Genomic DNA, 16,727 nt, shown 5'->3' with positions numbered 1-16,727 from the left:
GGCTGGCCTCCATTTGCGCCTGCGCGGCCTGGCTCTGACGGGCGATCTGGGCGGTCATCTCATCTCGCTCGGCCTGAGTCAGGGGCCGGATCTGGCACAGCCGCTGCGTCACGTCGAAGCGCAGCCCGTCCAGCAGCGTCTCGAACAGCTGGAACGCCTCGGTCTTGTATTCCGACAGCGGGTCGCGCTGCGCATAGCCGCGGAACCCCACGACCGAGCGCAGGTGGTCCAGCGTCATCAGATGCTCGCGCCATTTGTGGTCGATCTGCTGCAGCAGGACCTGCTTTTCGATCTGCACCATCGTCTCGGGCCCGAATGCCGCGGCCTTGTCGGCCATATAGGTATCGCTGGCCTCGGTGATCCGCTCGCGCATCACGTCATGATCCACGCCATCCTCGGCCGCCCAGTCCGGGATCGGTAGGTTCAGGTTCAGCCGCTCACGCACAGCGGTCTTGAGCCCCTCGGCGTCCCACTGGTCGGCATAGCTGCGCGCGGGCATGTGATCGTCGATCAGGTCGTCGATCACCTGATGGCGCATGTCGGCGGTGATCTCGCCCACTTCCTCGCTGTCCATGATCTCGCGGCGCTGGCCAAAGATGGCCTTGCGCTGGTCGTTCATCACGTCGTCGAATTTCAGCAGCTGCTTGCGCGTGTCAAAGTTCCGGCCCTCGACCTTGGCCTGGGCGCGTTCCAGCGACTTGTTCACCCAGGGGTGGATGATCGCCTCGCCCTCCTTCATGCCCAGGGTCGACAGCACCTTGTCCAGACGCTCGGACCCGAAGATCCGCATCAGGTCGTCGTCCAGCGAGAGGAAGAACAGCGACCGCCCCGGATCGCCCTGACGGCCCGACCGGCCGCGCAGCTGGTTGTCGATGCGCCGCGATTCGTGGCGTTCGGTGCCCAGGACGAACAGGCCGCCGGCCTCCAGGACGCGGGCCTTTTCGTCGGCATGCTCGGCCTCGATGCGGGCGCGCAGCGCGTCGGGATCGGCGTCCGGGTCGGCCTTGAGGGCCTCCATGACCTTCATCTCGACATTGCCGCCCAGCTGGATGTCGGTGCCGCGACCGGCCATGTTGGTGGCGATGGTCACCGCGCCGACCTTGCCGGCATCGGCGACGATCTGCGCCTCGGCCTCGTGCTGGCGGGCGTTCAGCACGTTATGCGGAATCCCGTCCTTTTGCAGCAGCGCCGACAGCATCTCGGATTTCTCGATGCTGGTGGTGCCGACCAGCATGGGCTGACCCTTGGCATGGGCCTCCTTGATGGCCTCGACCACGGCCGCGTATTTCTCGGCGGCGGTGCGATAGACCCGGTCATGCTCGTCGATGCGGGCGACGCCGCGATTGGTGGGCACCTCGACCACGCCCAGCTTGTAGATCTCGGCGAATTCCTCGGCCTCGGTCGAGGCGGTGCCGGTCATGCCGCCCAGCTTGTCGTAAAGGCGGAAATAGTTCTGGAAGGTCACCGATGCCAGGGTGACGTTCTCGGGCTGGATCTCCACGCCCTCCTTGGCCTCGATCGCCTGGTGCAGACCGTCCGACAGGCGGCGGCCCTTCATCATGCGGCCGGTGAACTCGTCGATCAGCGCGACCTCGCCCTCGCGGACCATGTAATGCTGGTCGCGCAGGAACAGCTTGTGGGCGCGCAGGGCTTGGCTGGCATGGTGGACGATGGTGGTCGATTCCGGGTCATACAGCGTCTGCCCCTCGGGCAGGACGCCATCGGCCTGCAGGCGCTGTTCCAGGAACTCGTTACCCTCCTCGGTGAAGGTCGCGTTGCGCGCCTTCTCGTCCAGCTTGTAATGCTCCTCAGTCAGCAGCGGCACATAGGCGTCCAGCACCTTGTACAGCTCGCTTCGGTCCTGGCTGGGGCCGCTGATGATCAGGGGCGTGCGCGCCTCGTCGATCAGGATGCTGTCGACCTCGTCGACGATGGCATAGTTGTGGCCGCGCTGGACCATCTCGGCCACGCTGCCCTTCATGTTGTCGCGCAGATAGTCGAAGCCCAGCTCGTTGTTGGTGGCATAAGTGACGTCGCAGGCATAGGCGTCGCGCTTTTCGTCCTCGGGCTGGAAGGGGACGACCACGCCGCAGGTCATGCCCAGCTGGGCAAAGACCTTGGACATCCATTCGGCGTCGCGCTTGGCCAGATAGTCGTTGACGGTGACAACATGCACGCCCTTGCCCGACAGCGCGTTCAGATAGGCGGGGAAGGTCGCGACCAGGGTCTTGCCCTCGCCGGTCTTCATCTCGGCGATGTTGCCCTGATGCAGGAAGATCCCGCCCATCAGCTGCACGTCGAAGGCCCGCAGGCCCAGGGCGCGGCGCGCGCCTTCGCGGCAATTGGCAAAGGCCTCGGGCAGGATGTCGTCCAGCGACGCGCCCCCCGCCACACGGGTCCGAAACTCGGCCGTCTTGTCGATCAGGCCCTGATCGGACAGCGCGCGGAACTGCTCCTCAAGGGCGTTGATTTGCGCCACCACGGGCCGCGTGCCCTTGACCTTGCGGTCGGTGGGCGTGCCAAAGACCATCTTTGCCAGATTACCGATCATGTTACCTTCGCCATCACGTTGTCGGGAAGGCACGTCACCGGGCGCCCACTTGCCCGCACCGGTCGCCTTGCCGTATCAGGGGCCAGAACGAACGCGGCGGCGGCGCCTTCCACGGAGTTGGTCTGGATGTAGGGCCCGCCTGCCTGACTGTCAATGTTGGCCCGGTCCCGGCAGGGGCGCGCGCCGTGAAAGGACCCGTCCCATGACCCGATCGTTTTTGCTGGCTTCTGCCCTGACGGCGGTGCTGTCCGTGCCGGCCCTGGCGCAGGATGCCGACCAGGTCGTCGCGACCGTCAACGGCCAGGAGATCACCCTGGGCCAGATGATCGTGATGAAGCAGTCGATCCAGGACCCGGCCATGGCGGGCATGCCCGCGCCCGCGCTGTGGGACATGATGCTGGACCAGCTCGTCCGCCAGACCGCCGTGGCCGATGCCGCCGCCGACACCCCGGCCGTGCGCGCCCAGCTGGAGCTGCAGCGGCGCAACACCCTAGCCTCGGCCACCGTGGACCAGATCGCCGAGGCCGAGCCGACCGATGCCGAGGTTCAGGCCAGCTATGACCGGCTGTTCCAGGACGCGGGCAGCGTGACCGAATACAACGCCGCCCATATCCTGGTCGAGACCGAGGAGGAGGCCACCACGCTGAAGGCCGAGGTCGAGGGCGGCGCCGATTTCGGCGACGTGGCCGAGGCGAATTCGACCGGCCCCTCGGGTCCGAACCGCGGCGATCTGGGCTGGTTCTCGGCCGATCAGATGGTCGCGCCCTTTGCCGAGGCCGTGGCCGGGATGGAGCCGGGCCAGATCAGCGACCCGGTCCAGACCGAGTTCGGCTGGCACGTGATCCGCCTGAACGAGACCCGCCTGCGCGAGGCGCCCCCCCTGGCCGAGGTCCGCGACCAGATCGCCCAGATGGTCCTGCGCGAAAAGGTCGAGGCCGAGATCGCCCGCCTGGTCGGTGAGGCCGACGTTCAGAAGACCGAGGGCGTCGACCCCGCCCTGCTGGACCGCGCCGACCTTTTGGAGGCGAACTGATGGGCAAGGCAGGCCTGCCCGTATCGCCGCTGGCGCCGGCGCGGTTTCCCGACCTGCCGGTGATCGCGGGCGTCGATTTCGCCAGCGCCGCCGCGGGCATCAAGTATCAGGGCCGCAGCGACGTGACGCTGATCCGCATCGCGCCGGGCAGCACGGTGGCCGGGGCCTTCACCCGGTCGTCCACGCGCGCGGCCTGCATCCTGGACAACCAGGCCAAGCTGGCGCAGGGGGGCGATGCGCCCCAAGGCGCGGCGATCCTGATCAATTCGGGCAATGCCAACGCCTTTACCGGCGCTCGGGGGCAGGCCTCGGTCGATGCGGTCTGCGCGGCGGTGGCCGCGGCGCTGGACCTGCCGCAGGGGCGGGTCTTCACCTCGTCGACCGGCGTCATCGGAGAGCCGCTGCCGCATGAGCGGGTCGTGGCCATCACCGGCGATCTGGCGGGCGGTCTGGACGCGGGCGGGGTGGCCGATGCCGCCCGTGCGATCATGACCACCGACACCTTCCCCAAGGGCGCGTCCGCGACCCTGGCGGACGGCACCCGCATCGTGGGCATCGCCAAGGGGTCAGGGATGATCGCGCCCGACATGGCGACGATGCTGGTCTATCTGTTCACGGATGCCGCGGTCCCCGCGGGCGTGCTGCAGCAGGCGCTGTCCTCAGGGCTGGACACGACCTTCAACGCGATCACGGTGGACAGCGACACCTCGACCTCGGACGCGCTGATCCTGGCGGCGACCGGGCAGGGGGCGGGCGCGCCCATCACCGATCTGGACAGCCCGGCGGGGCGCGATTTCGTGACCGCGCTGCATGGCGTCATGCGCGATCTGGCCCATCAGGTCGTCCGCGACGGCGAGGGCGCGACCAAGTTCGTCGAGATCGCCGTGACCGGCGCCACCGATGACGCGGACGCGCATCGCGTGGCCATGGCCATCGCCAATTCGCCGCTGGTCAAGACCGCCATCGCCGGACAGGACGCCAACTGGGGCCGCATCGTGGCCGCCGTGGGCAAGTCGGGCGCGCAGGCCGACCGCGACCGCCTGCGCATCGCCTTCGGTGACATGGTCGTCGCGCGCGACGGCTGGCGCGACCCGGATTACGACGAGGCCGCGGCCAGCGCCTATATGCAGGGCCAGGAGCTGCGGATCGGCGTCGACCTGGGGTTGGGACAGGGGGCGCGGACGGTGTGGACCTGCGATCTGACGCATGGCTATATCGACATCAACGCGGATTACCGGTCGTGAAGACCGTCCTGGTGTCCGCCGTGGCACTGATCGATCCTGACGGGCGCGTGCTTCTGGCGCAGCGCCCCGAGGGCAAGCCCATGGCAGGCCTGTGGGAGTTTCCGGGCGGCAAGGTCGAACACGGAGAGACCCCCGAGACCGCCCTGATCCGCGAGCTGGAGGAGGAGCTGGGCATCCGCACCTGGAACAGCTGCCTGGCGCCGCTGACCTTTGCAAGTCACAGCTATGACACATTCCACCTGCTGATGCCGGTCTTTGCCTGCCGTCGGTGGGAGGGAATCGTGCAACCCCGCGAGGGGCAGGGCCTGGCCTGGGTCCGGGCGGGTGATTTGCGCAATTACCCTATGCCTGCGGCGGATGTTCCGCTGATTCCCGCCCTGCAGATGTGGCTATAGTGTCGCAAATTTGACGGATCCGGTTGCCTGACTGCTGAAAAAAGTCCTAGATGGTTAAGTTATGAACGCTTCTTTAACCATTTCATGACTTACTTTGTTTCAGGGCACAGAGGAGGGCTTGACATGATTCGCACGATTTCGATCGGCAGCTATATCTCGATCCAGGGGCTTTTCGAGGGGGCAACCTCGAACGGCAACATTCTGGTCCGCGTCGGCAACCGCACTTTCGAGGGCAAGCCGGTCGGCCACTGACAGGATCGGGCGCAAGCGAGGGGTTGCGCCAGATCGACGAAGAACAGCGGGGGGGTGATCCGAAAGGATCGCCCCCTTTGCCATGCCGGGCAGGGTCTGGCCCCGGCGGATGGCCGCGCCCGCGGGCATGAAAAAACCGGGCGATGCCGCTGCACCGCCCGGTTCCCGTAATCTCATGCAGCCCGATCAGAGCGTGCGCACGACCTCTTCGCGCTCGAAGATCTCGATGACGTCGCCGGGGCGGATGTCGTCGTAATTCTCGAAGGCCATGCCGCATTCCTGGCCGGACTGGACGTCCTTGACCTCATCCTTGAAGCGCTTGAGCGTCTTGAGCGTGCCCTCGTGGATGACCACGTTGTCGCGCAGCAGGCGAACGCCTGCCGAACGGCGTGCCACGCCCTCGGTGACCAGACAGCCGGCGACATTGCCGACGCCCGTGACCCGGAAGACCTCCTTGATCGTCGCGTAACCGATGAAGTTCTCGCGGATCTCGTTGGACAGCATGCCCGATGCGGCGGCCTTGATGTCATCCAGCAGGTTGTAGATGATCGAGTAATAGCGGATCTCGACCCCCTTCTGGTTGGCGGCGTTGCGGGCCGGGGCGTTGGCCCGGACGTTGAAGCCGATGACCGGTGCGCCCGACGCCTCGGCCAGGCCCACATCGGATTCGGTGATCGCACCGACGCCGTAATGCAGCACCCGGACGCGGACCTCGTCGTTACCGACCTTTTCCAGGGCCTGCACGATGGCCTCGGCCGAACCCTGCACGTCGGCCTTGAGGACGACCGCCAGTTCGGACACGTTCACGTCCGCCTTGGCCTTGGCCATCATCTGCTCCAGCGTGGTCGCGGCACCGGCTGCGGCGCGCTTGTCCTTGGTCTGCTGGGCGCGGAACTCGGCGATCTCGCGGGCCTGGGCCTCGGTCTCGACCACGTTCAGCACGTCGCCGGCCTCGGGGGTGCCGTTCAGGCCCAGAACCTCGACCGGGACGGACGGGCCGGCCTCCTCGACGCGGTCGCCCTTGTCGTTGATCAGCGCGCGGACCTTGCCCCACTGCTCGCCCACGACAAAGATGTCGCCGCGGCGCAGGGTGCCGTGCTGGACCAGGACGGTGGCCACGGGGCCGCGTCCGACATCCAGCTGCGCCTCGATCACCGCGCCCTGTGCGGCACGGTTCGGGTTGGCGCGCAGCTCCAGCAGTTCGGCCTGAAGCGCGATGGCCTCCAGCAGGTTGTCCAGACCCAGGCCGGTCTTGGCCGAGACCTCGACATCCTGCACGTCGCCGGACATGGCCTCGACGACCACCTCATGCTGCAGCAGGTCGGTGCGGACCTTCTGCGGGTCGGCGTCGTGCTTGTCGATCTTGTTGATCGCCACGATCATCGGCACGTTGGCGGCCTTGGCGTGGTTGATGGCCTCGACGGTCTGGGGCATCACGGCGTCATCCGCCGCGACCACCAGCACCACGATATCCGTGACGTTCGCGCCACGGGCACGCATCGACGTGAAGGCCGCGTGGCCCGGTGTGTCCAGGAAGGACAGGACGGCACCGCTGTCGGTCGTCACCTGATAGGCACCGATATGCTGGGTGATGCCACCGGCCTCGCCCGAGACGACGGACGCCTTGCGGATCGCGTCCAGCAGCGAGGTCTTGCCGTGGTCCACGTGGCCCATGATCGTGATGATCGGGGGGCGCGGCTGCATGTCCTCGTCGCGGTCGACCGTCGGGGCGATGACCTGCTCGACGTCGCTGTCGCTGACGCGCAGGACCTTGTGGCCGAATTCCTCGATCACCAGCTCGGCGGTGTCGGCGTCGATGGGCTGGTTGGCGGTGACCATCATGCCCATCTTCATCAGCGCCTTGACCACGTCGGCGGCGCGTTCGGTCATGCGGTTGGCCAGCTCCTGGACCACGATGGTCTCGGGCAGGCGCACTTCGCGGAACTGCTTTTCGGCGCGGGCGGATTGGCCCATCGCCTTCTGGCGGGTCCGCTCCTGCTTGCGCTTCATGGCGGCCATGCTGCGCGGGCGGCCGGCTTCGCCGTTCAGCGCCTGGTTCAGCGACAGCTTGCCGCCGCGACGGGCGTCATCGGTCTTGGCCTTGGCGGCCTTGTCGCGATCAGGGCGATCGGCGGCGCGGTCGGTCTTGCGGGCCACGCCGGTGGAGACGCCCTTGGTCTCGGCGCGCGAGGCCGCAGCCTCGATCGAGGCCTGGTCGGGTGCCTCGGGCTTGGCGACGCCTGCGCCGGGCTTGGGACGCTCCTGGCGGGGCTCGGCCTTGCGGCGGGCCTCGTCGGCGGCGTCCTGGATGGCATTGGCCTCGGCGATGGCCTTGGCCTTCTGCGCGGCTTCACGCTCGCGCTCCTCGCGGGCCTTGGCCTCGATCTCGGCGCGGCGGCGCTCGCGCTCTTCGTCGCGGGCCTTCTCGTCGGCCAGGCGCTTGGCGGCGTCATCGGCCTCGCGGGCCTTGGCGGCGGCAAGAGCCTTCAGCCGGCGCTCCATCTCGGCATCGGAGATGCCTGCGGGGCGCTTGGAACTGTCGCCGGCCACGCGGGCGGTCAGCGGGTTCTTTTCTTTCTGGGCATCCGTCATCGGCGTGGCTGCCTTGGGCACCACGACGCGCTTGCGCTTGGTCTCGACGACCACACTCTTGGTGCGGCCGTGGCTGAAGCTTTGCTTGACTGCGCCGGGGCGATTGCCGCCACCAAGGCCCAAGGGGGTTTTTCCGTCTTTGTCGCTCATCTGCGTCTTCATTCCTTCCCGACAGCCGTATTGCCGTCGTCATGCCCGCGCAGACCCGTCAGTCTGCCGGCTTCCAAGATCACCTTGTCCGTCAGGCCACCCTTCGCAAGCGCGCCGTGTATGACATGACTGCGCCCAAAGGACAAACCCAATTCTGATGCGGTCATGCAGCCGAACCAGCGTCCGCCCGTGGGCGTCCACAGTTTTCCCTTGCCGCGTTCCGATCCGTCGCTGGCCTGCAGCAGCACCTTGGCGCGGCCTTCGGCCAGCCAGCCCTTGACCTTTTCGAACCCGGCCACCGCGCGCCCCGCCTTGCGGGTCAAGGAGACCAGATCGACCAGCCTGCGGGCCACGCCCGCCTCGACCAGGTCGGCCAGGTCGGGCGCGGCCTGCACGCGTGCCTTGGCGGCGCGGGAAAACAGCCCCTTGGTCACCGCCTTGTTCAGGGCGGCCTTGTCGGCCGCCACCCAGATGCCCCGTCCTGGCAGCTTTTCGGCCAGATCCGGCACGACCTGCCCGTCCGGGCCGATCACGAAACGGATCAGCCCGCGTTTGGGTTGCACCTCGCCGGTGGCGATGCACCGGCGTTCCGGGTCGTCGTCCCGGTCCTTGTCACGTCCACCACGGCTCAAGCTTGTGTTCCCATCCGGAGCGGTCAGGCTCCGGCCTCCTCGTTGTCATCATCATCCTGCAGGTCGTCTGCCGCATCGGCGCCGTCCATCTCGGTCGGATCGACCCAGCCCAGCAGCACGCGCGCGGTCATGACCATGGTCTGCGCCTCTTCCAAGGTGATCCCATGCGGCTCCAGCAGGCCCTCGTCCTTGACGCGCGCGCCGTTGACGGTGGTCCAGCCACCGGCCAGTTCCCAATCCGCGCAGGTCGCGAAATCTTCCAGGGTCTTGACGCCGTCCTTGGCCAGCGCCTCTACCATCTGGGGGGTCAGCCCCTCGAATTCAATGAGGCTGTCCTCGGCGCCAAGGGCGCGCGCGGCCTCCAGGGCCTCGCGGTTCTTGGCCTCCAACACGTCGCGGGCGCGGGCCTGCAGCTCGGCGGCGGTGTCGGCATCGACCCCGTCGATGGTCAGCAGCTCGTCCTGGTCGACATAGGCGACCTCTTCGAGGTTGGTGAAGCCCTCGGCCACCAGCAGCTGGGCGAAGAACTCGTCCAGGTCCAGCGCCTCCATGAACAGCGCGGTGCGGGTGTTGAACTCGGCCTGGCGACGCTTGGATTCCTCCTCGTCGGTCAGGATGTCGATGTCCAGGCCCGTCAGCTGGCTGGCCAGACGCACGTTCTGGCCGCGACGGCCGATGGCCAGGGACAGCTGCTCGTCGGGGACGACGACCTCGATCTTGTTGGCCTCCTCGTCGAAGACGACCTTGCTGACCTCGGCGGGCTGCAGGGCGTTGACCAGGAAGGTCGCCTGATCCTCGTTCCACGGGATGATGTCGATCTTTTCGCCCTGCAACTCGCCGACGACGGCCTGCACGCGGCTGCCGCGCATGCCGACGCAGGCGCCGACCGGGTCGATGCTGCTGTCATGGCTGATCACGGCGATCTTGGCGCGCGAACCGGGGTCGCGGGCGACGGCCTTGATCTCGATGATGCCGTCATAGATTTCGGGCACTTCCATCTTGAACAGCTCGGCCATGAACTGCGGATCGGTGCGCGACAGGAAGATCTGGGGCCCGCGCGTCTCGCGGCGCACGTCCTTGATATAGGCGCGGATGCGGTCGTTGGGGCGATAGCTCTCGCGGCCGATCTTTTCGTTGCGGCGCAGGATCGCCTCTCCGCGGCCCACATCGACGATGATGTTGCCGTATTCCTCGCGCTTGACGACACCGTTGATGATGCTGCCGGCGCGGTCCTTGAATTCCTCGTACTGGCGGTCGCGCTCGGCCTCGCGGACGCGCTGCAGGATCACCTGCTTGGCCGATTGCGCGGCGATGCGGCCCAGTTCGACGGGCGGCACGATGTCGATGATCTCGTCGCCGATCTGGGGGTTGTCCAGATAGGGTTTCGCCTGCTCGACCGTGACCTCGGCCTGATAGTTCTCGACGGCGTCGTCCGCCACGACCGTGCGCACGCGGGTAAAGCTGGCATTGCCGGTCTTGCGGTCGATCTTGACCCGGATGTCCATCTCCGCGCCATAGCGGGACTTGGCGGCGCGGGCCAGGCTGTCCTCCATCGCTTCGATGACCAGCTCGGGCTCGATCATCTTCTCGCGGGCGACGGCTTCGGCCGTCTGCAGCAGTTCAAGCTGGTTGGCAGAGGTGATCGCCATCACTCACTCCTTGGGTTCTGCGGCGGTGGCGCCGGCATCATCGGTTTCGATCGCGTCAAAGGCGGTTTCGTCCAGGTTGTCGATCTCGACCCCGGCTTCCTTCTTCTGACGCAGCATTTCCTTGATCAGCTCGTCGGTCAGGACCAGCTTGGCGTCCGACAGCAGATCGAACTCCAGCCCGATCGTGTGGGTCTGGCCCTGCTCCTCGATGTTGATCAGCACCTCGCTGCCCTCGACGCCGGCCAGCGTGCCCTTGAACTTCTTGCGCCCGTCGATGGCCTGGTTCAGGTCCAGCCGCGCCTCGTAGCCCTCGAAGGACGCGAAATCCTTCAGACGGGTCAGCGGACGGTCGATGCCGGGGCTGGACACCTCCAGGTAATAGTTGTCCTCGATCGGGTCCTCGACATCCAGCGTGGCGCTGACCGCGGTCGAGATCTGCGCGCAGTCGTCGACGTTGATGCCGCCATCGGGACGGTCGGCCATGATCTGCAGCGTGGCGGTCTTGCCACCCTGCAGGCGCACGCGCACCAGCTCATAGCCCAGATCCTCGATCACCGGGGTGATGATCTCGGCCAGGCGGCGGTCGATCGCGGTCTTGGCGATCAGGTCGTTCGTGACGGGCAGATCAGCGGACATGGGATCCTCTTGGACAGGAAAAAGGGGCCGTCAGCGGGCCCCATGCGGAAGTTCCGGTGGGCAGGGTTTGGACGCCTGCACCGCTGTTGATCGGTCCTATAGCCGGGGACGGCCCCAAAAGCAAGCGCAATGCAAGCGGCCTCAGCGCCCGACCGCCTCGGGGTTGTCGCGCCAGACGCGCCAGTTCAGCGCCGTGGCGACCCCCAGCCAGGCCAGATAGGGCAACAGCAGCAGCCCCGCCCGCCAGTCCAGCGACCAGAAGGACACCACCATCGCCGCCACCGTCACCAGCAGCGTGGCCATGACCACCATCGCCAGCGCCATCTGCCGCGCGCCGAAAAAGACCGGCGTCCACAGCGTGTTCAGCGCGATCTGGGCCGACCACAGCGCCAGCGCCATGCCCGCGCCGGGCAGGGGCGCCACGCGCGTGGCGGCAATGGCGGACAGCAGGTAGATCGTCGTCCAGGCCACCGGAAAGGCCCAGTTCGGCGGGGTAAAGGACGGTTTGCGCAGGCCCGCATACCAGGCGCCGGGGCGAAAGATCACCCCGGTCGCGGCGGCGGCGACGCTGGCCAGCAGAAAGATCGGGAACAGGGAGGCGGTCATGCGGGGGACTTTCGGCTGCGGTCCTCGTCGCGGATCGAATCCATGACGGCGGCCAGTTCGGCGGTGATGCGGGGTTCGGACAGCGCATGCCCGGATGCAGGCACCAGCCGCAGCTCTGCCCGGTCCCAGCCTTGGGCCAGCCGGTGCGCGCTGGCGGGCGGGCAGACCATGTCATAGCGGCCCTGCACGATGATGGCGGGCAGGTGTTCGATGCGCGGCCGGTCGCGCAGCAGCTGCCCCTCGTCCAGGAAGCAGCCATGGCTGAAATAGTGATTCTCCAGCCGGGCAAAGGCGCGGGCGTAATCGGCGGGGGCGTGGCTGACGGGGTGCGATTGCAGCCCGGCCAGCGCGTTCTCCCACATCAGCCAGGGCTGGGCAAAGCGCGCCTGGCGGCCCAGATCGCTGTCGAACAGCCGCGTGTGATAGGCTGCGATCATGTCGTGACGCTCGGCCTCGGGGATCGGCTCCTGAAAGCGCGCCCAGAGGTCGGGAAAGAACCGCGCCGCGCCGCCGCCATAGAACCAGTCCAGCTCCTCGCGCATGCCCAGGAAGACGCCGCGCAGGACCAGGCCGGTGACATGGTCTGGATACGCCTCGGCATAGGCCAGCGCCAGCGTCGCGCCCCAGCTGCCCCCGAACAGCAGCCAGCGGTCGATGCCCAATTGCGCGCGGATCAGCGCGATGTCGGCGATCAGATGCGTGGTGGTGTTGGCCTGGACCGAGGCGGTGGGCGTGGACCGTCCGCAGCCGCGCTGGTCGAACAGCACCACGCGGAAATGCGCCGGGTCGAAAAAGCGCCGCATGAACGGGCTGCACCCGCCGCCCGGGCCGCCATGCAGCACCAGCACGGGGCGGCCCCGCGGGTTGCCGCATTCCTCGACATAGAGGGTGTGGCCGTCGCCCACCGCGATCTGGTGTCGGGCAAAGGGCTCGGATGCCGCATGAAGGCGGCCATGTGACGCGGAGATTTGTCCTGCCAATCGGTCCATCCTGCCACTATAAGCACAGTCTACGCCGCCCGCCAGAAGGACCGCCCCCGAATGAGCACCCCCAGCAGCATCGACCAGGCCGAGATCGCGAAGTTCGAGGCGATGGCCGCCGAATGGTGGGACCCCAACGGCAAATTCCGCCCCCTGCACCTGATGAACCCGCTGCGGCTGGATTACATCGCGGACCAGATCGCCGCCGAATACGGGCGCGACCGGCGCAGCCTGCGGCCCTTCGACGGGCTGCGGGTGCTGGATATCGGCTGCGGCGGCGGGCTGGTCAGCGAACCCATGGCCCGGTTGGGTGCCGACATGGTGGGCGCGGATGCGACCCAGGTGAACATCGGCGTGGCGCAGGCCCATGCCGATCAGCAGAGGCTGACGATCGATTACCGCGCAACCACTGCCGAGGCGCTGGTCGCGGCGGGCGAACGGTTCGACGTGGTGCTGGCGCTGGAGATCGTGGAGCATGTCGCCGACCCCGCGGCCTTTGTCGCGACCTGCCACGACCTGCTGCGGCCCGGGGGGTTGCTGATCCTGTCGACGCTGAACCGCACCGCGCGCAGTTTCGGTGCTGCGATCATCGGAGCGGAATGGATCATGCGCTGGCTGCCGCGCGGCACGCATGACTGGCGGCGCTTCATCACCCCGGACGAGCTGGCCGCGCAGGCGCAGGCGGCGGGGCTGATGGTCGTGGACCGCAAGGGGATGGTGTTCAACCCGATCACCTTCGGCTGGTCGATCTCGGATCGTGATCTGGCGGTGAATTACATCATGACGGCGCGGCGGGGTTAGGGTTTCGGCGGGTCCGCCTCCAACCGCAGGCGCAATTCGCGCAGGACGGGCAGGGCGCCCCGCACCCGTTCCGCGCCGATGTCGCGCACAACGCCCGCGATCAGCGGCATGAACGCCGCGATGGCCTGATCGCGCGCTGCCCGTCCCGCCGTGCTGATCGACACGAATTTCCGCCGCGCATCGTCCCAATCGGGGCGGATGTGGACATGGCCCGCCCAGTCCAGCCGCGCCAGCGTGTTGGTCATGGCGCCGCGCGTGACGTGAAAGGCCGCGGCCAGCTGCGCCGGGGTGCGTTCCTCGTTCACATGGGCCAGAAGGTTCAGCACCGAGAAATGCGAGATCTGCATCCCCTTGGGCAGCGCCCGCAGGATCAGGTTGCGCGACAGCTGGTCGGCGATCAGCACCTCGGCGAACAGGCTGGCGGCCAGGCGGTCGGTGGACCGGGCCTCAGCCGTCTTGTCGGGGGTGCTGGTGGGTGTCGTCATGGCCGTCCGGGGCCGCAAAGGGCCTGTCATGGGAAAGGGAAGGGATGTGGGACCGTGCCTCATCCACCGCCGAAAGGTCAAGAGAAACAATGGTGATGCCGGGCTGGTCCCCGCCATCGGCCAGCACCCGGCCCCAAGGGTCGATGACCAGCGAATAGCCGTGGCTGCGCCGCGCGGGCCGGTCGGGGCTGTGGGGCGCGGGGTGGGTGCCACATTGGGCGGGGGCCAGCACAAAGCAGCCCGTCTCGATCGCGCGGGCGCGCAGCAGGGTCTCCCAATGGGCGGCGCCCGTGACCGGGTTGAAGGCCGAGGGCACGGACAGCACCCGCGCGCCCGCCTGCGCCAAGGTCCGGTACAGATGCGGGAACCGCAGGTCATAGCAGATCGTGAGGCCCAGCACCGTGCCGGCTGCGGGGGCGATGACCGCCCGGTCGCCGGGGCGATAGGCGGCGCTTTCGCGATAGGATTCGCTGTCGCTGATGGTCACGTCGAACATGTGCAGCTTGTCATAGCGCGCGGCGATGCGGCCGTCGGGCGCGATCAGCAGGCTGCGATTCGCGAACCGCCCGTCCGCATCGCCCGTGGCCAGCGCCAGCGAACCGACCAGCAGCCAGATGTCCAGCGCCCGCGCCTCGGCCCGCAGGGCGGCCAGGGTCAAGTCGTCGGCCTCCGGGCGCAGCAGGGCGGCCTGGCGCGCACGGTCGGGCGACAGCAGGTTCGTGGCCTCGGGCGTCAGGACCAGCTGCGCGCCCTGGCCTGCGGCCTGGCGGATCAGCTCGGTCGTGGGGCCCAGATTCGCGGCCGGGTCGTCGCCGACCGACAGCTGGACCAGCCCCACGCGCATGATCAGGCGGCGCCTTTCAGCAGCGGGTCCAGCTTGCCCGAACGCTCCAGCGCATAGAGGTCGTCGCAGCCGCCGACATGGGTGGCGCCCACGAAGATCTGCGGGACCGAGCGCTTGCCCGCCCGTTTCGTCATCTTGTCGCGCAGGGCCGGGTCTGCGCCCACGTCGATTTCGGTATAGGAGGCGCCCTTCTGGTCCAGCAGCTGCTTGGCGCGGATGCAGAAGGGGCAGGTGCGGGTGGTATAGATCTCGATGGTCATGATGGTCCTTTTGGTGGCTGCCCTCCTATCTAGGTATCCTTGACCGCGCGTGCCAGCACCGCGACCGAAACCGGCCCCGATCCGGCCGCCAGCAGCGCCAGTGCCGCCGCGTGGATCGTGGCCCCCGACGCCATCACGTCATCGACCAGCATCACCGGCCGCCCCGCCAGCCCCGCCGCCCGGCGCGGATGCACGGCCAGCGCGTCCTGCTGGTTGGCGAAGCGGTCCGCCACGCCGCGATGATCCTGCGCGGGCGTGTGGCGCAGCCGCACCAGCAGGTCCGACTGGTGGTCCAGCCCCAGGGCGCGCGCGACGCGGCCCGAGATCTGCGCCGACTGGTTGTATTTGCGCTTTGCCAGGCGGCGTAGATGAAGGGGCACCGGCGCCACGATCATGCCGGGCACGGCCAGCGGCGCCGCCGCCCGCGCCAGCCAGGCGGCCATGGGCGGGGCCAGATCCAGCCGGTCGCCATGCTTCAGCGCCAGGATCAGCCGGCGCGCCGTGCCGCCATAGACCAGCGCCGCGCGCCCCCGCGACCAGGGCCTGACCGCGCCCAGGCAGTCGTCACAGACCAGCACCTGCGCGGCCCCCGACCCGTCATCGGGCAGCGGCGCCCCGCAGCAATCGCAGCAGGCGCCGGTGATGAAGGCCGCATCGGGCCAGCAATCGGCGCAGAGATGCACGGCGCCCGCGCCGCCATCGGCCACGCCTGCGCCGCAGGACAGGCATTGCGGCGGATAAAGCAGCCGCAGCGCCGCTTTCATCGCGCCCGAAAGCACCCTATGTTCCAGTCCCATGAGTGACCCCCGCCCCGCCCTGACCGACCGCATCGCCCTGACCCGACAGCGTCGCCGCGCCGCGCGTCAGGGCATCGTCGACCTGTTCCACCAGATCGCCGCCGACGAGGTGCAGGATAGGCTGGCCGAGGTTAATAGAACCTTTACGGCGCCCGCCTTGGTGACCGGTTTTCCCGACCTCTGGGGGCCGCGCTTTCCCGACGCGCGGGTGGTGGCCGATGATCCGGTGCTGGACCTGGAGCCCGGTGCGCATGACCTGGTGATCCACGCCCTGTCGCTGCATTGGGCCGACGATCCGGTGGGGCAGATGGTGCAGTGCCGCCGCGCGCTGACCCCCGACGGGCTGTTCATCGGCGTGATGTTCGGCGGCCAGACCCTGGCCGAGCCCCGCGCCGCCCTGGCCCAGGCCGAGGCCGAGATCACCGGCGGCCTGTCCCCGCGCATCCTGCCCATGGGCGAGATCCGCGATCTGGGCGGTCTGCTGGGTCGCGCCGGGCTGGCCCTGCCGGTGGCGGATCTGCTGCATCAGCGCGCCAGCTATCGCGACCTGGCGCATCTGGGCCGCGACCTGCGCGCCATGGGCGAGGGCAATGCGATGGCCGCGCGCGCGCGCCGCCCCCTGCCGCGCGCCGTTCTGGCCCGCGCCATAGAACTGCTGGCCGCCCACAGCCCCGACCGCGACGATCCGTCCCGTGTTGCGGTCACCTTCGATCTGGTCTTTCTGACGGGCTGGGCGCCGTCCGACAGCCAGCCCAAGCCCTTGCGACCCGGCTCGGCCACGACATCCCTGGCCGACGCCCTGGCCAAACTCAGGAAATGA

At 68.2% G+C, this 16,727-nt stretch carries 17 protein-coding genes; 6 read left to right on the top strand and 11 right to left on the bottom strand.

Annotated features, from left to right (window positions below; genetic code table 11):
• Nucleotides 1–2,551 (bottom strand): preprotein translocase subunit SecA (gene secA, locus ABS73_RS09045; protein ID WP_286693437.1); only part of this gene is annotated, 2,551 nt, incomplete at its 3' end.
• A gap of 202 nt (nt 2,552–2,753) precedes the next feature.
• Between secA and ABS73_RS09040 the strand changes: the two genes are divergently transcribed.
• The 4 genes from ABS73_RS09040 to ABS73_RS09025 all read left to right on the top strand — a co-directional run bounded on the left by ABS73_RS09040 (nt 2,754) and on the right by ABS73_RS09025 (nt 5,475).
• Complete coding sequence (locus tag ABS73_RS09040) at nt 2,754–3,584, top strand: foldase protein PrsA (protein ID WP_277024419.1); 831 nt, start codon at nt 2,754–2,756, stop codon at nt 3,582–3,584.
• Nucleotides 3,584–4,828 (top strand): bifunctional glutamate N-acetyltransferase/amino-acid acetyltransferase ArgJ, encoded by a 1,245-nt coding sequence (gene argJ / locus ABS73_RS09035; RefSeq protein WP_277024417.1) that lies wholly within the window; start codon nt 3,584–3,586, stop codon nt 4,826–4,828. The genes ABS73_RS09040 and argJ overlap by 1 nt, the downstream gene beginning before the upstream one ends.
• Nucleotides 4,825–5,223: a (deoxy)nucleoside triphosphate pyrophosphohydrolase gene (locus tag ABS73_RS09030; RefSeq protein ID WP_277024414.1), complete on the top strand. Its 399-nt coding sequence runs from the start codon at nt 4,825–4,827 to the stop codon at nt 5,221–5,223. Before argJ ends, ABS73_RS09030 begins: the two co-directional genes overlap by 4 nt.
• A 123-nt stretch (nt 5,224–5,346) precedes the next feature.
• Nucleotides 5,347–5,475 carry a hypothetical protein gene (locus ABS73_RS09025; protein WP_277024411.1) on the top strand — a complete coding sequence of 43 codons (129 nt, stop codon included), beginning with the start codon at nt 5,347–5,349 and terminating at the stop codon, nt 5,473–5,475.
• Between the two features lie 186 nt (nt 5,476–5,661).
• Here the strand turns inward: ABS73_RS09025 and infB are convergent, their stop codons facing one another.
• The 6 genes from infB to pip all read right to left on the bottom strand — a co-directional run bounded on the left by infB (nt 5,662) and on the right by pip (nt 12,729).
• On the bottom strand, nt 5,662–8,217 hold the full coding sequence (gene infB, locus ABS73_RS09020; RefSeq protein ID WP_277024409.1) for a translation initiation factor IF-2: 2,556 nt from the start codon (nt 8,215–8,217) through the stop codon (nt 5,662–5,664).
• Nucleotides 8,218–8,225: 8 nt separating this feature from the next.
• On the bottom strand, nt 8,226–8,849 hold the full coding sequence (locus ABS73_RS09015; protein ID WP_277024407.1) for an RNA-binding protein: 624 nt from the start codon (nt 8,847–8,849) through the stop codon (nt 8,226–8,228).
• 23 nt (nt 8,850–8,872) lie between these two features.
• Entirely contained in the window at nt 8,873–10,498 is a 1,626-nt protein-coding gene (gene nusA / locus ABS73_RS09010) for a transcription termination factor NusA (RefSeq protein WP_277024404.1), read from the bottom strand.
• A gap of 3 nt (nt 10,499–10,501) precedes the next feature.
• Complete coding sequence (gene rimP, locus ABS73_RS09005) at nt 10,502–11,134, bottom strand: ribosome maturation factor RimP (protein ID WP_277024401.1); 633 nt, start codon at nt 11,132–11,134, stop codon at nt 10,502–10,504.
• A 141-nt stretch (nt 11,135–11,275) separates the two neighbouring features.
• Complete coding sequence (gene tspO / locus ABS73_RS09000) at nt 11,276–11,740, bottom strand: tryptophan-rich sensory protein TspO (protein WP_277024399.1); 465 nt, start codon at nt 11,738–11,740, stop codon at nt 11,276–11,278.
• A complete protein-coding gene (pip, locus tag ABS73_RS08995) occupies nt 11,737–12,729 on the bottom strand; it encodes a prolyl aminopeptidase (RefSeq protein WP_277024396.1) in 993 nt (330 codons plus the stop codon). Before pip ends, tspO begins: the two co-directional genes overlap by 4 nt.
• 51 nt (nt 12,730–12,780) lie before the next feature.
• On the opposite strand from pip, the gene ubiG reads away from it, so the two are divergent.
• Nucleotides 12,781–13,521, top strand: a complete 741-nt coding sequence (ubiG, locus tag ABS73_RS08990; protein WP_277024395.1) for a bifunctional 2-polyprenyl-6-hydroxyphenol methylase/3-demethylubiquinol 3-O-methyltransferase UbiG — start codon at nt 12,781–12,783, stop codon at nt 13,519–13,521.
• Here ubiG and ABS73_RS08985 read toward each other — a convergent pair.
• The 4 genes from ABS73_RS08985 to ABS73_RS08970 are packed head-to-tail and all read right to left on the bottom strand — an operon-like array spanning nt 13,518 to nt 15,907.
• Nucleotides 13,518–14,006 carry a MarR family winged helix-turn-helix transcriptional regulator gene (locus tag ABS73_RS08985; protein ID WP_277024392.1) on the bottom strand — a complete coding sequence of 163 codons (489 nt, stop codon included), beginning with the start codon at nt 14,004–14,006 and terminating at the stop codon, nt 13,518–13,520. The two genes, ubiG and ABS73_RS08985, sit on opposite strands and share 4 nt — an antisense overlap.
• Nucleotides 13,969–14,850, bottom strand: a complete 882-nt coding sequence (locus ABS73_RS08980; RefSeq protein WP_277024390.1) for a carbon-nitrogen hydrolase family protein — start codon at nt 14,848–14,850, stop codon at nt 13,969–13,971. The genes ABS73_RS08985 and ABS73_RS08980 overlap by 38 nt, the downstream gene beginning before the upstream one ends.
• 2 nt (nt 14,851–14,852) lie before the next feature.
• Nucleotides 14,853–15,113 (bottom strand): glutaredoxin 3, encoded by a 261-nt coding sequence (gene grxC, locus ABS73_RS08975; RefSeq protein WP_277024535.1) that lies wholly within the window; start codon nt 15,111–15,113, stop codon nt 14,853–14,855.
• A 26-nt stretch (nt 15,114–15,139) separates the two neighbouring features.
• Nucleotides 15,140–15,907 carry a ComF family protein gene (locus ABS73_RS08970; RefSeq protein ID WP_286693436.1) on the bottom strand — a complete coding sequence of 256 codons (768 nt, stop codon included), beginning with the start codon at nt 15,905–15,907 and terminating at the stop codon, nt 15,140–15,142.
• Here ABS73_RS08970 and ABS73_RS08965 point away from each other — a divergent pair.
• Nucleotides 15,906–16,727 carry a class I SAM-dependent methyltransferase gene (locus tag ABS73_RS08965; RefSeq protein ID WP_277024384.1) on the top strand — a complete coding sequence of 274 codons (822 nt, stop codon included), beginning with the start codon at nt 15,906–15,908 and terminating at the stop codon, nt 16,725–16,727. The genes ABS73_RS08970 and ABS73_RS08965 overlap by 2 nt on opposite strands.

This window comes from Paracoccus sp. SCN 68-21 (assembly GCF_001724535.1).
Taxonomy (GTDB): domain Bacteria; phylum Pseudomonadota; class Alphaproteobacteria; order Rhodobacterales; family Rhodobacteraceae; genus Paracoccus; species Paracoccus hibiscisoli.
This window is presented reverse-complemented; position numbering and strand designations above follow the sequence as displayed.

Bases quoted from the DNA above. Each gene is read 5' to 3' on its own strand.
- ABS73_RS09040 (WP_277024419.1), top strand. From the start codon at position 2,754: ATGACCCGATCGTTTTTGCTGGCTTCTGCCCTGACGGCGGTGCTGTCC.
- argJ (WP_277024417.1), top strand. From the start codon at position 3,584: ATGGGCAAGGCAGGCCTGCCCGTATCGCCGCTGGCGCCGGCGCGGTTT.
- ABS73_RS09025 (WP_277024411.1), top strand. From the start codon at position 5,347: ATGATTCGCACGATTTCGATCGGCAGCTATATCTCGATCCAGGGGCTT.
- infB (WP_277024409.1), bottom strand. From the start codon at position 8,217: ATGAGCGACAAAGACGGAAAAACCCCCTTGGGCCTTGGTGGCGGCAAT.
- nusA (WP_277024404.1), bottom strand. From the start codon at position 10,498: ATGGCGATCACCTCTGCCAACCAGCTTGAACTGCTGCAGACGGCCGAA.
- rimP (WP_277024401.1), bottom strand. From the start codon at position 11,134: ATGTCCGCTGATCTGCCCGTCACGAACGACCTGATCGCCAAGACCGCG.
- tspO (WP_277024399.1), bottom strand. From the start codon at position 11,740: ATGACCGCCTCCCTGTTCCCGATCTTTCTGCTGGCCAGCGTCGCCGCC.
- pip (WP_277024396.1), bottom strand. From the start codon at position 12,729: ATGGACCGATTGGCAGGACAAATCTCCGCGTCACATGGCCGCCTTCAT.
- ubiG (WP_277024395.1), top strand. From the start codon at position 12,781: ATGAGCACCCCCAGCAGCATCGACCAGGCCGAGATCGCGAAGTTCGAG.
- ABS73_RS08985 (WP_277024392.1), bottom strand. From the start codon at position 14,006: ATGACGACACCCACCAGCACCCCCGACAAGACGGCTGAGGCCCGGTCC.
- ABS73_RS08980 (WP_277024390.1), bottom strand. From the start codon at position 14,850: ATGCGCGTGGGGCTGGTCCAGCTGTCGGTCGGCGACGACCCGGCCGCG.
- ABS73_RS08965 (WP_277024384.1), top strand. From the start codon at position 15,906: ATGAGTGACCCCCGCCCCGCCCTGACCGACCGCATCGCCCTGACCCGA.
- ABS73_RS08970 (WP_286693436.1), bottom strand. From the start codon at position 15,907: ATGGGACTGGAACATAGGGTGCTTTCGGGCGCGATGAAAGCGGCGCTG.